Annotated in this window: 17 protein-coding genes; 12 read left to right on the top strand and 5 right to left on the bottom strand. The window is 30.3% G+C overall.

What is annotated here, in order from left to right; translation table 11 throughout:
- Nucleotides 1-175: 175 nt before the first annotated feature.
- The 4 genes from ACSIGE_RS15295 (at nt 176) to secA (ending at nt 5,033) form a co-directional block, all read left to right on the top strand.
- Nucleotides 176-589, top strand: coding sequence for an acyl-CoA thioesterase (locus tag ACSIGE_RS15295; protein ID WP_440880749.1), 414 nt, complete (start codon nt 176-178; stop codon nt 587-589).
- A 76-nt stretch (nt 590-665) separates the two neighbouring features.
- A complete protein-coding gene (locus tag ACSIGE_RS15290; protein ID WP_440880748.1) occupies nt 666-1,238 on the top strand; it encodes a cob(I)yrinic acid a,c-diamide adenosyltransferase in 573 nt (190 codons plus the stop codon).
- A 97-nt stretch (nt 1,239-1,335) separates the two neighbouring features.
- Nucleotides 1,336-1,557, top strand: a complete 222-nt coding sequence (locus ACSIGE_RS15285) for a DUF2795 domain-containing protein (protein WP_093668347.1) — start codon at nt 1,336-1,338, stop codon at nt 1,555-1,557.
- A gap of 122 nt (nt 1,558-1,679) precedes the next feature.
- Nucleotides 1,680-5,033 (top strand): preprotein translocase subunit SecA, encoded by a 3,354-nt coding sequence (gene secA / locus ACSIGE_RS15280; RefSeq protein ID WP_440880747.1) that lies wholly within the window; start codon nt 1,680-1,682, stop codon nt 5,031-5,033.
- Between the two features lie 211 nt (nt 5,034-5,244).
- On the opposite strand, the gene ung is transcribed toward secA, so the two are convergent.
- Nucleotides 5,245-5,910 (bottom strand): uracil-DNA glycosylase, encoded by a 666-nt coding sequence (gene ung, locus ACSIGE_RS15275; protein ID WP_440880746.1) that lies wholly within the window; start codon nt 5,908-5,910, stop codon nt 5,245-5,247.
- 213 nt (nt 5,911-6,123) lie between these two features.
- On the opposite strand from ung, the gene ACSIGE_RS15270 reads away from it, so the two are divergent.
- The 3 genes from ACSIGE_RS15270 to ACSIGE_RS15260 all read left to right on the top strand — a co-directional run bounded on the left by ACSIGE_RS15270 (nt 6,124) and on the right by ACSIGE_RS15260 (nt 10,434).
- Nucleotides 6,124-8,328 carry an endonuclease MutS2 gene (locus ACSIGE_RS15270; RefSeq protein WP_440880745.1) on the top strand — a complete coding sequence of 735 codons (2,205 nt, stop codon included), beginning with the start codon at nt 6,124-6,126 and terminating at the stop codon, nt 8,326-8,328.
- Nucleotides 8,329-8,705: 377 nt separating this feature from the next.
- Nucleotides 8,706-9,071, top strand: a complete 366-nt coding sequence (locus ACSIGE_RS15265) for a hypothetical protein (RefSeq protein WP_440880744.1) — start codon at nt 8,706-8,708, stop codon at nt 9,069-9,071.
- Between the two features lie 499 nt (nt 9,072-9,570).
- Nucleotides 9,571-10,434: a helix-turn-helix domain-containing protein gene (locus ACSIGE_RS15260; protein ID WP_440880743.1), complete on the top strand. Its 864-nt coding sequence runs from the start codon at nt 9,571-9,573 to the stop codon at nt 10,432-10,434.
- Here the strand turns inward: ACSIGE_RS15260 and ACSIGE_RS15255 are convergent, their stop codons facing one another.
- Together ACSIGE_RS15255 and ACSIGE_RS15250 are read right to left on the bottom strand one after the other, a co-directional pair.
- Nucleotides 10,435-11,727 (bottom strand): MFS transporter, encoded by a 1,293-nt coding sequence (locus ACSIGE_RS15255; RefSeq protein ID WP_440880742.1) that lies wholly within the window; start codon nt 11,725-11,727, stop codon nt 10,435-10,437. It abuts the gene before it with no gap.
- A 59-nt stretch (nt 11,728-11,786) separates the two neighbouring features.
- Nucleotides 11,787-12,596 (bottom strand): M48 family metallopeptidase, encoded by an 810-nt coding sequence (locus ACSIGE_RS15250; RefSeq protein ID WP_440880741.1) that lies wholly within the window; start codon nt 12,594-12,596, stop codon nt 11,787-11,789.
- A gap of 118 nt (nt 12,597-12,714) precedes the next feature.
- Between ACSIGE_RS15250 and ACSIGE_RS15245 the strand changes: the two genes are divergently transcribed.
- On the top strand, nt 12,715-13,587 hold the full coding sequence (locus ACSIGE_RS15245; RefSeq protein WP_440880740.1) for an alpha/beta fold hydrolase: 873 nt from the start codon (nt 12,715-12,717) through the stop codon (nt 13,585-13,587).
- Between the two features lie 14 nt (nt 13,588-13,601).
- Complete coding sequence (msrB, locus tag ACSIGE_RS15240; protein ID WP_440880739.1) at nt 13,602-14,075, top strand: peptide-methionine (R)-S-oxide reductase MsrB; 474 nt, start codon at nt 13,602-13,604, stop codon at nt 14,073-14,075.
- 133 nt (nt 14,076-14,208) lie between these two features.
- Here the strand turns inward: msrB and ACSIGE_RS15235 are convergent, their stop codons facing one another.
- Complete coding sequence (locus ACSIGE_RS15235; RefSeq protein WP_440880738.1) at nt 14,209-14,766, bottom strand: DUF3575 domain-containing protein; 558 nt, start codon at nt 14,764-14,766, stop codon at nt 14,209-14,211.
- Nucleotides 14,767-16,295: 1,529 nt separating this feature from the next.
- Between ACSIGE_RS15235 and ffh the strand changes: the two genes are divergently transcribed.
- Together ffh and folD are read left to right on the top strand one after the other, a co-directional pair.
- Nucleotides 16,296-17,624: a signal recognition particle protein gene (gene ffh / locus ACSIGE_RS15230; RefSeq protein WP_440880737.1), complete on the top strand. Its 1,329-nt coding sequence runs from the start codon at nt 16,296-16,298 to the stop codon at nt 17,622-17,624.
- Between the two features lie 87 nt (nt 17,625-17,711).
- Nucleotides 17,712-18,590: a bifunctional methylenetetrahydrofolate dehydrogenase/methenyltetrahydrofolate cyclohydrolase FolD gene (gene folD / locus ACSIGE_RS15225; protein WP_440880736.1), complete on the top strand. Its 879-nt coding sequence runs from the start codon at nt 17,712-17,714 to the stop codon at nt 18,588-18,590.
- 1,224 nt (nt 18,591-19,814) lie between these two features.
- Here the strand turns inward: folD and ACSIGE_RS15220 are convergent.
- Entirely contained in the window at nt 19,815-22,454 is a 2,640-nt protein-coding gene (locus ACSIGE_RS15220) for a valine--tRNA ligase (RefSeq protein WP_440880735.1), read from the bottom strand.
- Between the two features lie 172 nt (nt 22,455-22,626).
- Here ACSIGE_RS15220 and ACSIGE_RS15215 point away from each other — a divergent pair, with 172 nt between their 5' ends.
- Nucleotides 22,627-23,124, top strand: coding sequence for a DUF1573 domain-containing protein (locus ACSIGE_RS15215; protein WP_440880734.1), 498 nt, complete (start codon nt 22,627-22,629; stop codon nt 23,122-23,124).
- Nucleotides 23,125-23,143 lie beyond the last annotated feature (19 nt).

Raw genomic sequence — 23,143 nt, 5'->3', positions numbered from 1 at the left:
ATTGGTGAAAAAAGGATTAATTTCTTTATTAAAAATTATTCAGATTATAGGGGACTCTAAAATCACATCTTTGAGTGACAAAAGTGTGAATAAAATTCAGTAAAAAAAAACCAAATAGCTATTGATTATTATTTTTTTTTTACGTAATGTTATAAAAGAACAGATACAAATTATTTTGCAAAAAAATTCAACAAAAATAAGGATAAGATATGGTGAAACAGATCAAATGGGAGTCGTTCATCATGGTAATTACGCTCACTTTTTTGAAGTAGGTCGTACAGAGTGGTTAAGGAATCTAGGAACAAGTTATAAACAGTTAGAAAAAAGTGGAATAATGTTACCTGTTGTTTCATTACAAGCTAATTTTAAAAAATCTGCCTTTTACGATGAAATTATCACAATTAACACTTACATAAAAAAAATACCTTCAGTAAAAATAGAATTTGATTATGAAATTACAAATAAAGAAAATGAAATTTTATGTACAGGAAATACTATTTTGGTATTTGTAAATGCTACGACTATGAAACCAACTCGCTGCCCTGAATTCATTCTTGATAAATTAAAAGAAGTTAACCTAAAGTGTTAAAAAACAGAATAACTCTATGACGCTACACTTCGAAATCATTAAAAGTTAATTTTTCAAATAAATACTTAAAAAAATAATGAAAATATACACAAAAACGGGAGACAAAGGAACCACCGCTCTTTTCGGTGGGACTCGTGTTCCAAAACATCATCTTAGAATAGACTGCTACGGAACTATTGATGAATTAAACTCTTACATTGGGTTGATAAAGGATATACAAACAACACAAAATTTGAAAAAAGAGCTCGTAAGAATTCAAACTGATTTGTTTACACTTGGTGCCATGCTTGCGACACCCAATGAAATGAAAAAACTAAAAAATGGAAAAGAACGTTTAAATATTTCTAAAATAAATGAAACCTCAATAACCTTTTTAGAAAATAGAATTGATGAAATGAATAATTACCTGACGCCAATGACTCATTTTATACTCCCTGGAGGAAACAAAATCGTGTCATTTTGTCATATAGCAAGATGCGTCTGTAGACGATCAGAACGCTTAACGGTTGCATTAAATGACGAGGAAAACATTCATGACAGCATTTTAAAGTACTTAAACAGACTTTCTGACTATCTTTTTGTATTGGCACGAAAATTGTCAAAAGACCTAGGGGCTGAGGAAGTTAAATGGATTCCTGAAAAGCTCTAATTAAGTTCTTTTATTAATAGAACAGTTTTTTTAAAAAAAACTTGACTTTTTAGAAAAAAAAATTATTTTTGCGAAAATCAAAAAAACCGATAAAGAAATGTATTGGACACTTGAATTAGCATCTTATTTAGCGGATGCGCCTTGGCCAGCAACAAAAGACGAACTAATTGATTATGCAATTCGTACAGGTGCGCCTTTAGAAGTTGTAGAAAATCTTCAGGATATAGAAGACGAAGGAGAGGCTTACGATTCTATTGTAGAAATATGGCCTGATTATCCTTCCGAAGAAGATTATCTTTGGAATGAAGATGAATATTAAGCAAATAACATACAAAAGTCTCATTTCAGAGGCTTTTTTTTTGCTTATTTTTAACATACGGAATAAAATTTAATTACGTTAACAACACAGACTAGTTAAAACAGAAAATAACAGCATACAAAATGAGTATTTTAGATTCAATAATAAAAATATTTGTTGGGGACAAACAACAAAAAGACTTAAAAATTTTACAGCCTATCATAAATAAAGTTAAGTTTTTTGAAAGTGAATTAAGCACCATCTCTAACGATGAACTAAGGGCAAAAACACTTAATTTTAAGGCAAAAATTTCAGAGGCTACTAAACCAATAAATGATAAAATTATTATTTTAGAAAAAGAAGTTTTAGATGCAGATATTGATAGGCAAGAGGAAATATATATTGAAATAGATAAATTAAAAGACGAGGCTTATGAAGCCTCTGAAATTATTTTACAAGACATAATGGCCGAAGCTTTTGCTGTTGTAAAAGAAACCGCTAAACGTTTTACTGAAAATACAGAAATCACTGTTACTGCAACATCTTTTGATAGAGAGTTATCAGCAACAAGAGATCATATAATTTTGAAAAATGATCAAGCTTCCTGGAAAAACTCTTGGGATGCTGCTGGAAAATCAGTTGTTTGGGATATGGTACATTACGATGTACAACTTATAGGCGGTTCTGTACTGCATGGAGGAAAAATTGCTGAGATGATGACAGGAGAAGGAAAAACACTGGTTTCTACATTACCAATATACTTGAATGCATTAACAGGAAAAGGAGTACATGTAGTAACTGTGAATGATTATCTTGCAAAAAGAGATCGTGCATGGATGGCTCCTATTTTTGAATTTCATGGTTTAAGTACAGACTGTATTGATTACCATCAACCAAATTCAGAAAATAGAAGAAAAGCCTACAATGCCGATATTACTTATGGAACAAATAATGAATTTGGTTTCGATTATTTGCGTGACAACATGGCTAGTTCAAAAGAAGATCTGGTTCAACGTGCTCCAAACTACGCTATTATTGACGAAGTAGACTCTGTTTTAATTGATGATGCTCGAACGCCTTTAATTATTTCAGGTCCAGTTCCACAAGGAGATCGTCATGAATTTAATGAATTAAAACCCCTAGTTTCGGATTTAGTATCACTTCAAAGTAAATACCTTATAGGTGTATTAGCCGAAGCTAAAAAACTAATTAAAGAAGGAGACCTAAAAGAAGGTGGATTCCAATTATTACGTGTATATAGAGGATTACCCAAAAACAAGGCTTTAATTAAATTTTTATCACAAGAAGGGGTAAAGCAAATATTGCAAAAAACAGAAAACTTCTACATGCAAGACAATAATAAGTTAATGCCAGAAGTTGATGCTGAACTCTATTTTACCATTGAAGAAAAAAATAATCAAATTGATTTAACCGATAAAGGAATTGCTTATTTGTCTGAAATAACAAACGAGAAACAATTTTTTGTATTACCTGATATAAGTGTTAAAATAGGCGAAATTGATAAAAAAAATATTTCTCCAGAAGAAAAAGGGAACTTAAAGGAAGAGCTTTATCAAGATTTTAGTGTTAAAAGCGAACGAATCCATACAATGAATCAATTATTAAAGGCATATACTGTCTTTGAAAAGGATATTGAGTATGTTGTTATGGATAATAAAGTAATGATTGTTGATGAGCAAACAGGACGGATTATGGATGGTCGCCGTTACTCTGATGGATTACATCAAGCTATAGAAGCTAAAGAAAATGTCAAAATTGAAGATGCTACACAAACCTTTGCTACTGTAACACTTCAAAATTATTTCAGAATGTACCGTAAATTATCAGGTATGACTGGTACTGCCATTACTGAAGCTGGTGAATTTTGGGAAATCTATAAGTTAGATGTAGTTGAAATACCTACTAATAGACCTATTGCGAGAGACGATAAGCAAGACTTGGTATATAAAACAACTCGTGAAAAATATAATGCTGTTATTGAAGACATTGTGAAGCTAGTTGATGCAGGAAGACCTGTACTAGTTGGAACTACTTCTGTTGAAATCTCAGAATTACTGGGTAGGATGCTTAAAATTCGAAAAATACCTCACAACATTTTAAACGCTAAACTTCATAAGAAAGAAGCGGATGTTGTGGCTGAAGCAGGAAAACCAGGTCAAGTTACAATAGCGACTAATATGGCTGGTCGTGGTACAGATATTAAATTATCGAACGAAGTGAAAGCAGCTGGAGGTTTAGCTATTATTGGAACAGAACGTCATGACTCGCGACGTGTTGACCGCCAGTTAAGAGGACGTGCAGGGCGTCAAGGTGATGTGGGTTCTTCTCAATTCTATGTGGCTCTTGATGACAATCTAATGCGTCTTTTTGGTTCTGAAAGAATTGCTAAAATGATGGATAGAATGGGATTAAAAGAGGGAGAAGTTATCCAACACTCAATGATATCCAAATCAATAGAGAGAGCTCAAAAGAAAGTAGAAGAAAATAATTTTGGAATTCGTAAACGTCTTCTAGAATATGATGATGTAATGAACTCTCAACGTGAATTTATTTATAAACGACGTCGTCATGCTCTTGATGGAAAACGACTAGAAATCGATGTCGCAAATATGATTTATGACACTTGTGATTCTATTGTAACAACAAACAAGTCAGTAAAAAATTATCAAAATTTTGAATTTGAACTTATTAGATTCTCTTCAATGACTTCTCCTTTTTCTGAAGAAGAATTTAACTCAATGCAAGAAGACGAATTAATCGGAAAATTATATAATCTTGTTTCTGAGCACTACCGAAATGATTCAGAAAGAAATGCTTCTCTAGCATTCCCTGTAATCAAAAATGTATTTGAAAATGAAGGAGATCGTTACGAACGTATTGTGGTTCCCTTTACTGATGGAACTAAGACACTTCAAGTTGTTACAAATCTTAAAGAAGCTTACGAATCAGAAGGAAAATCTTTGGTAAATGATTTCGAAAAAAACATTACGCTAGCCATCATTGATGAGAATTGGAAAGATCATCTCAGAAAATTAGATGAGCTTAAACATTCTATTCAAAGCACAGCTCATATCGAACAAAAAGACCCATTGTTGATCTATAAATTTGAGGCTTTCAAAGTATTTGAACAAACTTTAGATAAAATAAACAAAGAAGTACTTTCATTCTTATTTAAAGGAAAGCTTCCTAATCAAGATGAATCTCAAATATCTGAAGCGAAAGAGCAAGTAAGAGAAAAATTAGATCTTCGTAAAGACGAAGTGCAAAATTCAACACAACAGGCAATAAACAGCGCAAGAAACCAACAAACTCAGGAACAACAGGTAATAGAAACTGTAATAAGAGAACAGCCTAAAATCGGGAGGAATGAGCGAGTAACAATAAAAAATGTTATGAGTGGTGAAGAAAAAACTATAAAATTTAAACAAGCAATTCCTCTATTAGAACAAGGAACTTGGGTGTTATATAATAAGTAAACCAAGGAATAGCTTTTTATTAATGACTCAGAAAATATTTTTTTCATAAAAAAGAAAAACGCGGTTTATAAATCGCGTTTTTCTTTTTTATGAAAGATTTTACTAAATATTCATTCGTTTTAAATGATTAGTAACGCTAAAACTATGTTTAAAAAGTAGATATAAAAAACATTAGATTTAGGAAAGTTAATATCATTATTAGCTTATATCATTACCAATTTATAATTGTTTTAGCTTTAGCTTGTAATATCTCATTGGTCATAGAAAAATGTTTATTTCCAAACCAATATCCTCTATTAGCACTCAGAGGTGAAGGATGACCTGATGTCAAAACAGTATGCTTTTTTTTATCTATTTTTACCCCCTTTTTTTTAGCATAACCACCCCATAATAAAAAAACTACATCTTCCTTATATTTTGAAATTTTTGAAATAACAGCATCGGTAAACAATTCCCACCCCCTGTTCTGATGACTTCCCGGGCTTCCTGCTCTAACAGTTAAAATTGAATTTAATAATAAAACACCCTGTTTTGACCATCGGGATAGATCACCAGATAATGGATACGGACCTCCCAAATCTTTGCCTACTTCTTTAAAAATATTGGCTAACGAAGGTGGATGAGTAATACCTTCATGAACAGAAAAACAAAGTCCGTTTGCTTGATTTTGTCCATGATAAGGATCTTGACCTAAGATAACTACTTTCAAACTTTCAAAAGAACACTGATTGAAAGCAGCAAAGACATCTTTTTCTTTTGGATAACAAACTTCAGTTTTGTATTCTTCCTTTACAAAGGAAATCAAATCTTTAAAATATTTTTTATCTAGTTCCTCACTCAATATTTTCTTCCAACTATCTTCAATTTTTATCTGCATAAAATATATTAAAAATTCAAAGATAAGTGATAAAATAATTTCAATATAAAATTATCATGTTAGAAAATAATTTAGTTTACTTTCTGTTATTAATCTTTTAAAACAAGTTTATTTTTAATTTTTTAAAGACATCAAAACAACTAAAAAAAGCTTCAAACTTTTTTATATCGACAAAAAAGAATTTATAGATTTGTTTTCTAAATAAAATATTTTTTGAATCAACAAGTTATAACGAAAACAATACAGGACCTAGAGTTTAATACTGTTTTAGAACAAGTGACGGAATTCTGTTCATCAGAATTGAGTAAGAATGTAGTTAGACAAATAAAACCTATCTCAAAACCGCGTTTATTATACTTTGAATTACACCTAGTAAACGAGTATGTAAGTTCTTTTGTTAATGAAAATAGAATACCAAATCATTACTTTGACAACATAACTGAATTTACTAAAAAATTAAGTATCGAAAATAATTTTTTAGAAATTGATAGCTATCTAAAAATAGCAACTACGTCAGCAACTGTAAATGAACTAAAGCATTTTTTTCATAAATTTAGAGAGTACTACCCTAAACTTAATGAATTGAGTAGCTCAATTGAACACACTACATTTATTATTGATAGTATAACTCAAAAGATAACCACTTATGGAGAAATCAAAGATAATGCTTCAACAGACCTAAAAAGAATAAGAAAAGAAATTAACAATGTAAGAGGAAAAATTTCAGAAAGTTTTTCTAGGGCATTAAGTAAAAATATTTCTAACGGCTACCTTGATGACATAAAAGAAACAATTATAGATAATCAAAGAGTGTTAGCAGTTCTCGCAATGCATCGAAGAAAAGTTTCAGGAAGCCTTCTAGGGTCTTCAAAATCAGGAAATATAGTATATATTGCTCCACAAGCTACATTGACTTATAGTAGGGAACTTCAGAATTTATTAGATGAGGAAAAACAAGAAATTATAAAAATACTACGAATAATTTCTGATTTAATAAGACCTTATGTTCCATTATTAGAAAGTTATTTGAAATATTTAGTACATATGGATACAGTTGGAGCCAAAGCAAAATATGCTTTTGAAATCAAAGCTATACTTCCTAAAATACAAAATAATAGAAAAATTTATCTTAAAAACGCTTATCATCCTATTTTATGGAGAAAAAATAAAAAAAACAATATTACAACCATTCCCCAAACCATTGAGTTAAGTGACAGACAACAGATTATTGTAATTTCTGGTCCAAATGCAGGAGGTAAAAGTATTACTTTAAAAACGATAGGTCTCTTGCAATTGATGCTCCAAAGTGGGTTATTAATACCTGTTCACGAGCGCAGTGAAACATCTATATTCAATACAATCTTAACTGATATTGGAGACAATCAATCAATTGAAAATCAATTAAGTACATATAGCTACCGCTTAAAAAACATGAGATATTTTTTAAGAAAATGTAATGATAATACTCTTTTTTTAATAGATGAATTTGGAACTGGTTCTGATCCTGAATTAGGTGGCGCCTTGGCCGAAATATTCTTGGAAGAATTTTATGATAAAAAAGCCTTTGGTATCATTACGACACATTACGCCAATTTAAAAGTTTTAGCTAATGAATTAAATAATGTAACTAATGCTAATATGCAGTTTAATGAAAAAACATTAGAACCTACATATAAACTTTTAATAGGACAAGCAGGTAGTTCCTTTACTTTTGAAGTCGCTCAAAAAAATGGGATACCCTTTAGTTTAATCAACCGAGCAAAAAAGCGTGTTGAAAATGAAAAAATTCGTTTAGATAAAACTATTTCTAAACTTCAAAAAGAAAGGAATAGACTGCAAAAAACATCTGATACACTTGAAAAACAAAAAACTAAGGAACAAGAACACATAGAAAATCTTCAGAATAGAGAACAAAAAATTCGTGAAAAACTTGAAGGCTTTCAAGAATTGTATGACAATAATCAACGTATGCTGTCACTAGGAAGATCTGTTAATGAATTACTAAACAAATACTTTCAAACTAATAACAAAAAAGAGCTTTCAACAAACTTTTTTAAATGGGTGACTACGGAAAAGACTAAATTCTTAAAGAAAAATCCTCTAAAAAAGAAGACAAAAAATGAAAAAAAGCAAGACTTAATAGCTCAAAAAAAGCAAAATGAAGCAATTAAAAAGGTAGAACAAGAAGTCCTCAAAAAAGTAGTCAAAGTCAGAGAGGAAAAGAGAGTTGAAGCAGAAAAAATTGCTAAAGCCAAGGCTGAGTATATATTTAAGGTAGGTGATAAAGTAAGATTAGTTGATGGCAATGCTGTAGGAACTATTGATAAAATAGAAAAAAGCAAAATCTTTGTAAATTATGGCTTTTTTACCACGGAGGCAAAGGTTGAACAACTAGAATTAGTACAAAGAACAAAATAATTATTTTTACTTGAAATAATAAACTAAATTTAGAGTAACATTAAAATAATTTAACTTTTCAAAATATTTGTTAGCATCAATATGCTCGTTAACATAAACAATTTATCAGAAATAATATTTTGAATTTGTTCAAAAATCGTAATTTTTAATTCGAAATTTATTAATGCTTGCAACAAAAATAGTTTTTTTAAAAAAGTAGAATTTAATGATTATATTAAAGTCTATTTTGTCAATTAATTCCCTTTTTTGAAAATCAAAAAAGAGATAAAGCATTATTAAAATATTGAACAACAGTAACTGTTTAAATCAAAAATACTTCTTGTTTTCTCAGCAGTTTACGCTATATTTACCATCCTGTATAATCTTAAATTAATCCCATGAAAAAGTTCTTAACTTTCTTACTTTTATTAGTGTCTCATTTTGCAATTTGCCAAGGAAATTATGAAGAAGTTATCTCCAATGCTATTAACAGCTATGATAGTTCTAAAATTGATAGTCTAGCTAAATCAATTGGTTACAAAGGCGGTGAACAAGTTGAAACTATAGTAAGATTTAGAGTTAACCATGAGGGAAAAACTGTCGATGTGACAGCAGAAGGTCCGCATGAAATTTTCATAAAAGAGAGTGTTAAAATAATTGAAAATTTACCGAAATTAGATTTTGGAATAACCATAGAAGAAGGTAAAACAATAGGTCTAAAACTACCCATTAATTTTAGCATTAAACTTGATGGAGAACAATAGAAATACAATTTAACATTATTTATTTTTCATATTAAACAATAAGCTAAGCTGGTTTTAACTAATTTTTTCATTCTTTCTAAAATTATTTTTATGGACGAAATAAAGAAATACTCCTGGCACCTTAACAACCAACCTGAACAACTATAAAACAGTCATTAACAGAAAAAGGGTAAATTCTTATTGCTTTTTAACAATTTGAATTTACCCAATAAACAAGGTATCCCCTTCACCTAATATTTATATTTTTTTGTAAACTTTGAAAACAGTCTTTTCTATTTTAATACAAATAAAATAATTAAATAATTAATTTTCTATTAATATTGTTATCTGCTATTATATTACACTTATTAGAATTATTTTAAAAAGGGCAAATAAAAAATTAAAAAAAACAAAATTTCATTTTAATTATATTTTTTTATAAAAAAACATTAATTTTAAGTTGCTTTTCTTTAATTATGCTTCCTACTATAACTATTAAGAAATCCCCTAATATATTTAAATGTATCATCCTAATAACAAAAGAAAAGTTTTTGATCTTGAGAAAATTGGTATCAATGGTTGCTTAGACTTTGGATATTATAACTATCATATAGCTGAACCTAACCTAGAAATACATAAGCATAACGATTCTATAGAAATATGTTATTACTTAAAAGGTGAACAATTCTATGAAATAGAACAAGAACTTTTTAAGTTAAGTGGCAATGATTTTCTTATTGTCCCTCCTAACATTCCACATGGATCAGGTTCTTATCCTGAAAACATTGGTGAACTGTTTTGGTTACAAATAAAATTATGTGAAAATGATAATTTATGCTATTTATCAAAAGATGAATCTAAACACTTAATAAAAAAATTAAGATCTAGAGAAAGAAAAATTTTTAAAGGAGCATTCAATTTAAAACCTATTTTAAAAAAAATATTAGAATACTTAGAGGGAGAGTACAACGATTTTAATAAAATATGTATTAAAAATTTAATTATTCAACTTTTGATACAAACCTTTATTGAAAGTAATAAAAAAGAGTTTAAAGACCACACTCAAAAATTAAATGAAATAGAAAACTACATAAAAAAAAATATACACAGACAAATTTATGTAGACGAGCTAGCTACTCTTTTTTCTTTATCCACTGCATATTTTAAAATTTGGTTTAAGCAAAACTTTGGGACTCCACCGAATACGTACATAAGCCGCATAAAAATACAATACGCAAAAGAAATGATGAAAAAAACCGATACCCTAGTAACGAAAATAGCTTATGACTTAGGGTACAATTCTTCTCAATATTTTGCTACCGTATTCAAAAAGCATGTTGGTGTTTCTCCCAAAGCTTACATTAAATCAGTGAAAAAAAAGTAGCTACGCTACATATTTGGTTTTTTTTAAAGTACTTAAGATCACAAAAGATATTAAAAAGAAAATTGCTAAACACAGAACACTCCATTGCATAGAACTCGTAATAGCGTACAATAGCCCATATACAAAAGTACCCAAGACAATAGCTATTTTTTCTGTTACATCATAAAAGCTAAAGTAAATCGCATGTTCTTGAGTATCTGGTAATAATTTTGAATAAGTAGACCTTGTCAACGATTGAATAGCTCCTAATACAAACCCTAACAACCCCCCCAATCCAAAGAAATAAACATCTACATTTTTTTGATTTTTATCAAGTAAAAAAGCGCAAAAACAAACTAAAGTCCAAACCGCTAGTGTTATTTTTAAAGCACGAATGTTACCGAATTTTTCAGAAATTCTAGAAAAAAGAAATGCACCAAAAATAGCTACGATTTGAACTAACAAAACAGTGATTATCATACTTGTTGAATCCAAGCCTAATTCTTTTGAACCAAAAATAGTTGATGTCAATATTATTGTTTGAACTCCAATACTCAATAAAAAAAATGAAACTAAAAATTTTCTTAGAGAAGCATAATTTTTTAATTCAAAAAACACAACTTTAAGTTCACGAAAACCTTTCCATATATAATCATTATCTGGTTTCTTATTATAAATATTATTGGGTAACCTTCGAAAGGTAAGATGAGCGAAACCTACCCACCAAATTCCAACAATAACAAATGAATAACGCATCATTGTCAATTTATCTTCATTGTTTTCTTGATATAAAATCATCCCCAAACATATTAGTAAAAGAATAACTGACCCCACGTATCCGAATATAAACCCCTTTGCACTTGCTCTATCTTGTTGTTCTGGTAGTGCTACTTCAGGTAAATATGCATTATAAAAAACCAAGCTCGCCCAGAAGCCGATACTTGCTAAAATGGTAAACCAAATACCGATTGATATTGAATCTGTGTCTTCAAAAAAATATAAACTCATTACAGACAAGGATCCGATCCAACAAAAAAACTTAAGAAACTGTTTCTTATTTCCTGTATAATCAGCTATTCCGGAAAGTATAGGAGAGATAAAAGCGACTACTAAAAATGAAAAAGACAAAGCATAATTATAAAGAGCCTCTGGATGTTCCCATTTAACTCCTAAAAAGTTTACTATCTTATTTTCTGTTATTGCTCCGTAGTACAAAGGAAAAATAGATGTACTAATAACTAGAGAATAAACTGAATTGGCCCAGTCATAAAAAGCCCAACTCTTTATTATTTTTTTACTTCCAATTTTATGCATAGTAGAATAAAAAACCGCTCTATTATTAGAACGGTTCGCAATATAATATAAAATATAACTTATTTTTTAGCAGATACATTATATTTTGAAGCCAATTGACGTGCTTCAGGTAAATATGATCTTAGGGTTTGAATTCTTGTTTCATTCGAGGGATGCGTACTCATAAATTCAGGAGGTGATTTTTTTCCTGCTCGTTGGCTCATTCTCACCCATACTTCAGCTGCTTCATTACCATTATAGCCTGCCATCAACATAAAAACTAACCCTAATTTATCTGCCTCTGTTTCGTGAGTTCTACTAAACGGTAACATTACCCCTACTTGGCTTCCTATTCCGTAGGCAGTGTTCCATAAAGCCGCATTTTCACTATTTCTTGTCCCTAATGCTACAGCTACACCTCCAATTTGTTGTAATTGACCGGTAGACATACGTTCTTGACCATGTTTTGCAAAAGCATGAGCAACCTCGTGTCCCATTACAGCCGCAACTCCATCTTCATTTGCACATATAGGCATTATTCCAGTATAAAAAACTACCTTCCCTCCAGGTAAACACCAAGCATTAACAGTTTTATCCTCAACAAGATTGAACTCCCATTTATAAGAATTTGCCTCTGCCTGCATTCCATTAACTCTCATGAATTTATCAACAGCCTCTGAAATTCTTTTTCCAACCCTTTTTATTTGTGTTGATTTAGAAACATCTTTCGATAGTTTATTTTCTTTTAAAAACCCTTCATACTGAGCAAAACTAGCTGGTAAAACCTGTGAGTCACTTACCATATTTAATCTTTTTCTTCCTGTAATGGGTACTGTACTACATTGAATTAAAAAAATGCTAATGAATGATAAAACTATTATTTTTTTCATGCTTCCGTATTTTTTCATATTATTAAACGTTGGACACAAAAATACACTTCATGTCACAAAACAAATAATTATTTATTTAATTAATTTTACAAAATACAATTCTTAATAAAAAGTTTTAATGGATATTAACCAAAAAAAATTACTTCAAAGAAGTATTGAAATACCTAAAAAAATAATTCTAATAGGAAAAGTAATACAATTTTTTTCAAAATCAATGGTTACTAAATTTGCTGCAAAATTATTTGTTACACCTGCTAAATTCCCTCCTACTGAAAGAGAAAAAATGCTTTATAAAAGCGCTCAAAAAACTAGCTTAACCATCTCTAGCATAGGTAAAACAATTGAAGTTTTACAATATGGATACTCGAAAAAAAAAGTTCTTTTTGTGCATGGATGGTCAGGTAGAAGTACTCAACTTTTTTTAACTGCAGACAGGCTTTTAGAGAATGGATACATGTATATTTCTTTTAGTGGTCCTGCTCATGGTAATTCATCTGGAAACTCTACTTCAATGCCTGAATTTATTGAAGCAATAAAAGAGATCAATTTACAATTTGGTCCTTTTGATGTGGCCATTGGGCATTCTTTCGGTGGAATGTGTTTGTATAATTCTATAGCTGAAGGCTTTTCTGTAAAGAAAATTATTACTATAGGAGCTCCAGATAAAATATCAGAAGTTATCCGAAGATTCACTGATAGTATGGAATTAAAAGAAGTAATTTCTAAAAAAATAAAGAAAACATTCGATACAAAATGGCATAAAAATATTGATGATCATTCATCTAGTATTGTTTCTAAAAACATATCTATTCCAACATTAGTTATTCACGACAGTATGGATAATGATGTCCTTGTAAGTTCTGCATTTAAAATTCGTCAAAGCTTGAAACAAGGTAAAATTTTAATCACTGAAGGATTGGGGCACACTAAAATACTCAGGAATCAAAAAGTAACTTCAAGGATTATTGACTTTATAAAAACGAACAAATAAATTAAATTTCATCCATGGTAATTAAAAAACGTAAATTATTAACTATCCTACTTATTTCTTTATTCTCTTCATTATCTGTTGCTCAGATAAAAGAATATAAAATATCTAAATCAAATGACCAATGGAAAAAAATTCTCACAGAAAAACAATACCATATATTGAGAGAATCTGGTACAGAGCGCCCTTTTAGTAGTTCATTAGATAATAATTATCAAAAAGGTACCTATGTTTGCGCTGCTTGCAAAACACCTTTATATAAATCTGAACACAAATATAATTCTGAATCTGGATGGCCTTCTTTTGATAGAGAAATCAGCGGTAGTATTGAAACTGATGTTGACTATAAAGTTGGCTATGCAAGAACAGAATTAAAATGTAATTCCTGTGGGGGGCATCTAGGTCACTTATTTAATGACGGGCCTAAAAAGACAACAGGAAAACGTCATTGTATCAATGGAACTGCATTAAAATTTATTCCTTTTAAATGATCTTTATCCTGTATCAATTAAATATTAATTTAAATAATATTGTTTTAACAGTCTTGTAGTACAATAAAAAATTGATACTTCTAAATGTAAAATCATCAATTTTCAATCTTGTATGACTATTTTAAATTTAAAATTATTTCTTTTCATTTTTAAATAAAGGAATTCGGTAAACAACCATAATACCTCCTCTATAAGGAATTAATTCACCACTCAAATTAAAAGGACGAGGTCTAATTTCATCTTTACTATCAACACGTTGTCCATTACTATCATATCCTCGATAATTAGCTTGTTGGCTACCCCCGCCGACAAAAAACTCTAGTCCCCAGTTTTTACCAATATCTAGTTTATAACCTACTGTAAACCCAAAGTAAGTATTACGCCCTGACTGATAAGTATACTTTGCTTTACCATACTTTTTTAATGTGAACATTCCAACTCCTATATGTCCTCCAATAAAAAAGCCTTTCATATTCGATTTAAAGTACCTTCTATACTCGGGAAAAATTTGGGTTATATGAAGAGGACTTCCGTTAAATGAATCCCAGAAAGAAGCTAATACATCAAGTTGAGCACTACTCTTTTCTGTTAATTGAACTTCCAACCCTACATTCGGAATTAAAAAAACTCCCGTTAAAGCATTGAATTTAAACTCCATCTGTGCATTAATAGAATGAATCTTTAATAACAAACACAAAAAAATTAAAACATGAACCTTTCTCAAAATACTTTTTTTTAAAAAGGGCAAAGCTAACTAATAATAATGCTTACAAAAAAATATATTTTATTAAAATTTCCTCTTGCTTTCCTATTGTTTTCTGTCTTATTTTAGCTTTTAAAAAACAGATGATACTCTAGAAATTTTCATATAATAGTAGCTCCTTATGCCCTTTATGAAAAATATTAATATCAAGTTACCAATAAAAAGATATTTGTATAAGTAAAGTTTCTATTTACCATACTTTAAAATAATATCAATGCGTGTTTAATACTTTAAGCTAAAAGTAAATAAAGCCTTACATAGGCTAAAAGATCTCGAAAAAATTAAAAAGGTTACTATCGTCGAAACTAAAAAATTTTAAACTTTACTTAATACTGATGTTACATTTTAATAGCTAAAATATTTTACAAGATATATCAAATAAAAAAATATCTAGTCAAAACATTCGAATCACTTTAAATCTAAATCCATGACAATTAGTGGTTGGACAAATTAAATAAAAATTAACATTGATCAACTATAATTTTAAATCTTAACCTATATTTATTCAAATATGATACTAGTAATAGACTTCTATTCATTTTTCCAATTTTTAAAAAAATATGAAACCACTTTTTAATCATTTACTCCTTTAAACAAATATTTAAATTTTGAAACCATTTTCCCAAGTTATTGTAATTTCCTTTTCTATAAAAACACTTGATTGATTTTTAATCCATTAGTAAAATATACAATATCATCTTGAATTACTTTGATAATTCAACTAGTTCTTCTAGTTTGAGATCAATAATAAACTTTTTATTATCATTGGTGATTAATATTATTATTGATAGACTCTGATCCGATAATACAATTTTTAATGATTCCCAGAAGAATTTCCGCTAGCCATTTTTTTCCTGCTGATTTTTTTTCTCACTCCATATTTTATGATATTTTTTGTAATAAGTTGCCTAATAATCTAATGACTACTTCCCTAGTTATCCAAAACTAAAATTTTCACTTCAAAATAACCTCTATCGGAGAAGCTTACAATATTCTTATCGCCTTCTAATGGAGTTACCTACCACTCAAATTGTAATTTACAAATTAGATTTATTTTTTAAACGTACATTGGAAACTCTATTACTATAAAAATAGAGTAACAGTACTTTTCAGTGTTCGTTAAACCATAAAAATGTTTTGCTTACAGATTTCCAAATACAAAGTTAACCATCTAATTATAGCTGTTATTAGGGTATCTTTTAATTAATCTTTTATCAAAAGTAATAGCGAAATCTTAGTCAAAAAATTCAGATTTAATGAGCTGTAAATTTTATATAGCCAATTGTATTTTCTCTTTTTAAAATCTAAAAATATTCAATTAAAGAAGTTGTATAACTAGAAATTGTGGAAGAAAAAATGACTCTTTTTTATACTTTTCAAAATAAAACTTGTCTTTCTTAAACAAGCACATATGATACAAATTCCCTATATTTGCAACTCTAAAATGATGCCTATACATGTTTAATAATTTAAGCGAAAAATTAGATAAAGCGTTACATACGCTAAAAGGTCACGGAAAAATCACAGAAGTTAACGTTGCCGAAACTTTAAAAGAAGTCCGTAGAGCTTTACTAGATGCTGATGTTAACTTTAAAATAGCTAAAAATTTCACAAAATCTGTCAAAGAAAAGGCCATTGGGCAAGACGTATTGACTACGTTGAACCCTGGACAATTAATGGTTAAGCTTGTTAAGGATGAATTAACAAATTTAATGGGTGGAGATGCTGTTGGCATAAATTTAGGAGGATCCCCGACAGTAATTTTAATGTCAGGGCTACAAGGTTCTGGTAAAACTACTTTTTCTGGTAAACTTGCAAACTTTTTAAAAACAAAAAAATCTAAACAAGTATTACTAGTCGGTTGTGATGTTTATCGTCCTGCGGCCATCAATCAACTTCGCGTAGTTGGAGAACAAATAGGTATTGAAGTATATGCTGAGGAAGGTAATCAAAACCCTGTTGAAATATCTAAAAATGCTATTCAACATGCGAAGGCAAACAGTAAAAACGTTGTTATTATAGATACAGCAGGTCGACTAGCTGTAGATGAAGAGATGATGACTGAAATCTCTGAAATCCATAAAGCTGTTACTCCGCAAGAGACACTTTTTGTAGTGGATTCAATGACAGGTCAAGATGCTGTTAATACGGCTAAAGCCTTTAATGATGTTTTAAATTTTGATGGAGTTGTTCTAACCAAATTAGACGGAGATACGCGTGGTGGTGCAGCATTATCTATCAAATCAGTTGTAGACAAACCAATAAAATTTATTGGTACTGGAGAAAAAATGGATGCTATAGATATATTTCATCCAGATCGTATGGCTGACCGTATACTGGGAATGGGAGATGTTATTTCCCTAGTGGAGCGTGCCCAAGAACAATATGATGAGCAAGAAGCAAGAAAACTTCAAAAGAAAATTGCTAAAAATCAATTCGGTTTTGATGATTTTTTAAGCCAAATTCAACAAATTAAAAAAATGGGAAGCATGAAAGATTTAGTTGGCATGATTCCTGGAGCTGGAAAAGCTTTAAAAGATATAGATATAGACGATAATGCTTTCAAAGGAATTGAAGCAATTATTCATTCTATGACTCCTTCTGAAAGAAGTACCCCTACCATGATTAACTCAAGTCGTAAAAAAAGAATTGCAAAAGGATCTGGAACTTCCGTTCAGGAAGTAAATCAACTCATGAAACAATTTGATCAAATGAGTAAGATGATGAAAATGATGCAAGGTGGCGGTGGAAGGAAAATGATGCAAATGATGAGAGGAATGAGATAAAATTAAAACATAAACAATATAAAAAGAGAAGTAAAAACTTCTCTTTTTATATTTTATTATACTTGATAAAACCACAACACAAAAATCATGATATTACTTGACGGAAAAAAGACTTCAGCTGATATTAAAGAAGAAATTGCTCTAGAAGTCTCAGAATTAAAAAATCAAGATAAAAAACCACCTCATTTAGCAGCTATAATAGTAGGAAATGACGGAGCTAGCTTAACATACGTAAATGCGAAAGTAAAAGCTTGTGAACGGGTAGGTTTTGAATCTACATTAATTCGACTAACTGAAAAAACAACCGAAGAGGAACTTCTTAATGAGATAGCGGTTCTTAATGTTGATAATGACATTAACGGATTTATAGTGCAATTACCACTTCCAGATCATATTGATGAACACAAGATACTAATGGCCATAGACCCCAAAAAAGACGTTGATGGCTTTCACCCTATGAATGTCGGTAAATTAGCATTAAACCTACCTACTTTTATTTCAGCTACACCATTTGGAATAATCGAATTATTGGAAAGGTACCATATTAAAACTTCAGGCAAAAATGTCGTTGTTATTGGACGAAGTCATATTGTTGGAAGCCCCATGAGTATCTTACTTTCTCAAAAAAGAAAAATAGGAAATGCAACCGTAACGTTGGCACATAGTAGGACACAAAATTTAGAAACCTTAACTAAGGAAGCCGATATAATAGTTGCCGCAATTGGTATCCCTGAATTTTTGAAAGGTAATATGGTAAAAAAAGGTGCTATCATTATTGATGTTGGTATTACAAGAGTTGCAGATGCTTCCAAAAAAAATGGTTTTAGGTTGGTTGGTGATGTAGATTTTAATGCGGTAAAAGATAAAGTTTCTCATATTACCCCTGTTCCTGGAGGAGTTGGGCCAATGACGATTGCGATGCTGTTAAAAAACACCTTATTAGCTTATTATCGACAAGAAAACTAAATTTAATTCATAGAAACCTAAAAAAGGCTATAAATCGGAATTGTAGTCTTTTTTATTTTAAAATATGGACATTTTTGTATCCTTTATGAATTGAAAAAAACTTTACTAAGTCCTCATAATAATTCCTAAAAGCATCAGACTACTCTTTTTCTGGAACAGGATGCATGTAATATAATTGCTGTATATCTATAATATACTCCTAAAACCTAATATTTCTTTTTTTAGCAGCTTAAATTTAAAACTAAGGTTAACATCATTTTGGTAATTTTGCCTTCCAATTGCTTTTTAAAAGCAACAGTATTAAATTCACCCGATTCTTGCTGTTCCATCGCAGCTATCTGATTGGCTTGTGAACTATTTATTCGCTCATTACTTGGTACTGGTGTCGAACGCTGAGCCTTTTATGCTACTTCACCTCCCCTCACTTGTGATGACTTTGTTAGTTAGCTTTACTGGTAAGTGCTGTTTTTAAGGCGATAAAACTAGAATCTTCTGCGACACTTTTAATCGTACGAATGTTTTCTTCTTTCCCTTTCTTTTCCATAGCAAACGGCGGGTATTCTTTAGGGTTAACATTATTTTTTATTCGCCTAGGAAATTGTAGTACTAGAACCGTAATTATTACTCCAGAAAATTGGATTGGATTTGCGTTATTTTGTTATGTTCCTAGATTATCTATTTCTACATGCTCCTTTGTTCTTTCGCTGATTCTTGAACTACTAGAACTGCTGTTTTACCTAATTGTACCTTAAACTTTTAGGGAGCAGATTTGGCAATGCGTTCTTTACTTTTGTCTTTCACCTTAACAACTTTTCTTGTTTTTAAATGACAGAAATCCGAAGCCTTCGAACGAAATTCGAATGTGCTTAACTCGGTTTATGATTTCTAAAAAAACAAAGAAGACAACTATAAAAATATTTTTAAATTCTGTAATTTCAGTAAAAAGTTATTTTAGAAAAATACATAGTATCTTCAGAACAAAACTCATATGCCTAAAAGATAAAAGGCAATAACTAAAAATTAACACTAGGACTTCGCAAAATCTGCCATCAAGAAGTATTTTTTTAAAACTATATAGAGTTCTCAATGCCTTTTTTTCTTCGCTAGCATTCTAAAAAAATAACTCAAAATGGTATTTCATATTAAAAACTTGACTAGCTCTTATAACTAAAAAAGGGACTCTCAAATACGACAGTCCCTTTTATAAATTATACTATTTCTTATTTACTGTAAACTAGCTAAACTATTTTTTATCGTTTCAATTTTTGCCAAAGCATCAGCCTCTTTTTTCTTTTCATTAGCTACTACTTGTTCTGGTGCATTACTCACAAAACGCTCATTAGCCAACTTTTTTTGTACTGATTTAAGGAATCCTTCGGTATAATTAAGCTCTTCTGTTAATTTTTGAACCTCCTCTTCCACATTCACATTATCCGCTGATATTGGTACGAAATACTCATTTGATTTCACGCGAAAACTCAAAGCTCCTTCTATCTTCTCATCAGAGTATGATAATACCTCGATATTTCCTAACTTCTTAATTACATTATCAAAATTAGCTGTAACTTTTTCGTTATTAGTAATTATTAAATCTATGGTTTCTTTGAAAGCTATATTCTTTTCTTTTCTGATTGTTCTAATACCAGAAACCACCTCTGATGCAAAATCAAACTGAGTGATTAAGCTTTCCTCTACTTGTTGAGAAGTTGGATACTTCGCTATAATTAATGCCTCTTCAGGAGTTCTGTTAGCAATAGCTTGCCAAATTTCCTCTGTAATAAATGGCATGAACGGATGTAAGATTTTCAAATTATCTTCAAATAATGCAATTACTTCATTGTAAGTTTTCTCATCTATTGGTTGCTTATATCCAGGCTTTACGATCTCCAATAACCATCCACAGAAATCGTCATAGATTAATTTATATATCGACATGATTACATCACTCAAACGATATTTACTGTAATGATCCTCAATTTCCGTTAAGTTCTTTTGGAATTTTGCTTTGTACCAGTCTAATGCTATCTTACTAGATTGTGGCTGCTCCAAAGATTCTGAAACTTCCCAAATATTTGTCAAATAAAAAGCGCTCCACACCTTATTTCCTAGACCTTTTCCTTGTTGGCAAAGAGCTTCATCAAATAAAAGATCATTACCTGCTGCAGAACTTAATAATAAACCAACACGAACACCATCAGCTCCATAATCTTCAATGAGTTTTAAGGCATCAGGAGAATTACCTAATGACTTTGACATTTTTCGACGTTGTTTATCACGCACTAAACCTGTCAAATACACATTTTCGAACGGACGTTGATCTCTATATTCATATCCAGCAACAATCATACGAGCCACCCAAAAAAATAAAATATCTGGACCCGTTACTAAATCATTGGTTGGATAATAATACTTAATTTCTTCATTTTCTGGATTTCTTATCCCATCAAAAACACTCATTGGCCATAACCAAGAAGAGAACCAAGTATCTAAGGCATCTTCATCTTGACGAAGATCTTTTATTGTTAGATCATTATTTTTAGTTTTTTCAACTGCCAATGCTAAAGCCTTTTCAATAGTTTCAGCAACTACAAAATCTTCTTTACCTTCACCATAGTAATAAGCAGGAATTTGCTGTCCCCACCATAATTGACGCGAAATATTCCAGTCACGAACATTTTCCATCCAGTGACGATAGGTATTCTCGAACTTTCTTGGATATAATTTTACATCTCTATTTTCTCCCAATACAGCATCTAAAGCAGGTTTGGCTAAATCTTCCATTTTCAAGAACCATTGATCCGATAATCTTGGCTCAATTACCGCTTTCGTTCTTTCAGAAGTTCCTACTTTATTGGTGTGTTGTTCTATTTTTACTAAATAACCTTTCTCTTCAAGTTCTTTTGCTATTTCTTTTCTTACAACAAACCTGTCCTTTCCTTCATAGTGTAAACCAAATGAATTTAAACTTGCATCTTCATTAAAAATATCAATAACTTCAAGGTTATGTTTATCTCCTAAAACCTTATCATTTTCATCATGTGCAGGAGTTACTTTCAAACATCCTGTTCCGAACTCTACATCAACATAATCATCTTCAATAATAGGAATTACTCTATTAGATAAAGGAACAATTACTTGTTTACCTCTCAAATGAGTGTAACGTTCATCCTCAGGATTAATACATATAGCTGTATCACCTAAAATAGTTTCAGGACGCGTAGTTGCAATAATTACCTTTTCATCAGAATTTACTAAATCATATTGCAAGTAATAAAGATTTCCTTGACGTTCCTCATAAATTACCTCTTCATCAGATAATGTTGTTTTTGCTTCAGGATCCCAATTTACCATACGGAACCCTCTGTAAATAAATCCTTTGTTATATAAATCAACAAAAACCTTTATAACTGATTCTGACAAAGCAGGATCCATTGTAAAAGAAGTTCTTTCCCAATCACAAGAAGCTCCTAACTTTTTTAGTTGCTCTAAAATAATGCCTCCATATTCATTTTTCCATTCCCAGGCATGTTTTAAAAACTCGTCTCTTGTTAGGTCATTTTTATTAATTCCTTGTTCTCTTAATTTAGCAACAACCTTAGCCTCCGTGGCAATAGAAGCATGATCGGTACCTGGAACCCAACATGCATTCTTACCTTGCAAACGTGCCCTTCGAATTAAAACATCTTGAATTGTATTATTAAGCATATGTCCCATATGAAGAACTCCTGTAACATTTGGTGGAGGTATAACAATTGTATACGGTTCTCTTTCATCTACTTCTGAATGAAAATAATTATGTTCTATCCAGTAATCATACCATTTTCCTTCTACTTCTTTAGCGTTATATTTTGATGGAATATTCATATGTTTTTTTTATATTTAGCCTAAATATTTTTTTTGGCATTATTTTTGAAAATAGTAAAGCAAAAATACAACTATCTCTCTGCAATGGAAAAATAGTTTGGTTTTTTTTAAAACAAAAAAAATAATTTTAAATTTGTACATTGGTTAAATAACCCCTTAAAAAATAACATTTATGAAAACAATTTTATCGTTTGTAACTATTTTATTTATTGCATTAACTGTTAATGCTCAAGAAATTCAATTTGACGAAGAAACAATTGATTATGGAAAAATTGCACCGGGCTCTGAAGGAAAAAGAGTTTTTAAATTTACAAATGTTGGAGATGAGCCCTTAATAATAGAAAGTGTTCAATCTACTTGTGGATGTACCGTTCCTAAAAAGCCAGAAAAACCAATAATGCCAGGAGAAAAAGGTGAAATTGAAGTTTCTTATGATACCAAAAGAAAAGGAGGATTCTCAAAAGCAATTACTATTATCTCAAACGCAAAGAGATCTGTAGAACCAAAGAAGTTAGCTGAAATGAATAAAGTTAAAAAATTAGCTAAAAAATTAGCTAAAAAAGCTTCTACTTCAAGAGAATCTGGAAGAACAGTATTAAAAATTAAAGGTTTTGTTGATAATAAAATTGTTCCTGCTAAAGCTAAAAGCATGGTTTCAGATGAAAAATAAAAAACAAACTCTTATTCAT

Source organism: Tenacibaculum profundi (assembly GCF_052050075.1).
Classification (GTDB): domain Bacteria; phylum Bacteroidota; class Bacteroidia; order Flavobacteriales; family Flavobacteriaceae; genus Polaribacter.
Note: the sequence above shows the minus strand (reverse complement) of the source record. Positions and strands in the feature narration are given on the sequence as shown.

What these genes read in the sequence shown, in the direction of transcription:
- ACSIGE_RS15290 (WP_440880748.1), top strand. Translation starts at nt 666, where the DNA reads ATGAAAATATACACAAAAACGGGAGACAAAGGAACCACCGCTCTTTTC.
- ACSIGE_RS15220 (WP_440880735.1), bottom strand. Translation starts at nt 22,454, where the DNA reads ATGAATATTCCATCAAAATATAACGCTAAAGAAGTAGAAGGAAAATGG.
- ffh (WP_440880737.1), top strand. Translation starts at nt 16,296, where the DNA reads ATGTTTAATAATTTAAGCGAAAAATTAGATAAAGCGTTACATACGCTA.
- ACSIGE_RS15285 (WP_093668347.1), top strand. Translation starts at nt 1,336, where the DNA reads ATGTATTGGACACTTGAATTAGCATCTTATTTAGCGGATGCGCCTTGG.
- ACSIGE_RS15260 (WP_440880743.1), top strand. Translation starts at nt 9,571, where the DNA reads ATGTATCATCCTAATAACAAAAGAAAAGTTTTTGATCTTGAGAAAATT.
- ACSIGE_RS15265 (WP_440880744.1), top strand. Translation starts at nt 8,706, where the DNA reads ATGAAAAAGTTCTTAACTTTCTTACTTTTATTAGTGTCTCATTTTGCA.
- ACSIGE_RS15250 (WP_440880741.1), bottom strand. Translation starts at nt 12,596, where the DNA reads ATGAAAAAAATAATAGTTTTATCATTCATTAGCATTTTTTTAATTCAA.
- folD (WP_440880736.1), top strand. Translation starts at nt 17,712, where the DNA reads ATGATATTACTTGACGGAAAAAAGACTTCAGCTGATATTAAAGAAGAA.
- ACSIGE_RS15215 (WP_440880734.1), top strand. Translation starts at nt 22,627, where the DNA reads ATGAAAACAATTTTATCGTTTGTAACTATTTTATTTATTGCATTAACT.
- ACSIGE_RS15255 (WP_440880742.1), bottom strand. Translation starts at nt 11,727, where the DNA reads ATGCATAAAATTGGAAGTAAAAAAATAATAAAGAGTTGGGCTTTTTAT.
- secA (WP_440880747.1), top strand. Translation starts at nt 1,680, where the DNA reads ATGAGTATTTTAGATTCAATAATAAAAATATTTGTTGGGGACAAACAA.
- msrB (WP_440880739.1), top strand. Translation starts at nt 13,602, where the DNA reads ATGGTAATTAAAAAACGTAAATTATTAACTATCCTACTTATTTCTTTA.
- ACSIGE_RS15245 (WP_440880740.1), top strand. Translation starts at nt 12,715, where the DNA reads ATGGATATTAACCAAAAAAAATTACTTCAAAGAAGTATTGAAATACCT.
- ung (WP_440880746.1), bottom strand. Translation starts at nt 5,910, where the DNA reads ATGCAGATAAAAATTGAAGATAGTTGGAAGAAAATATTGAGTGAGGAA.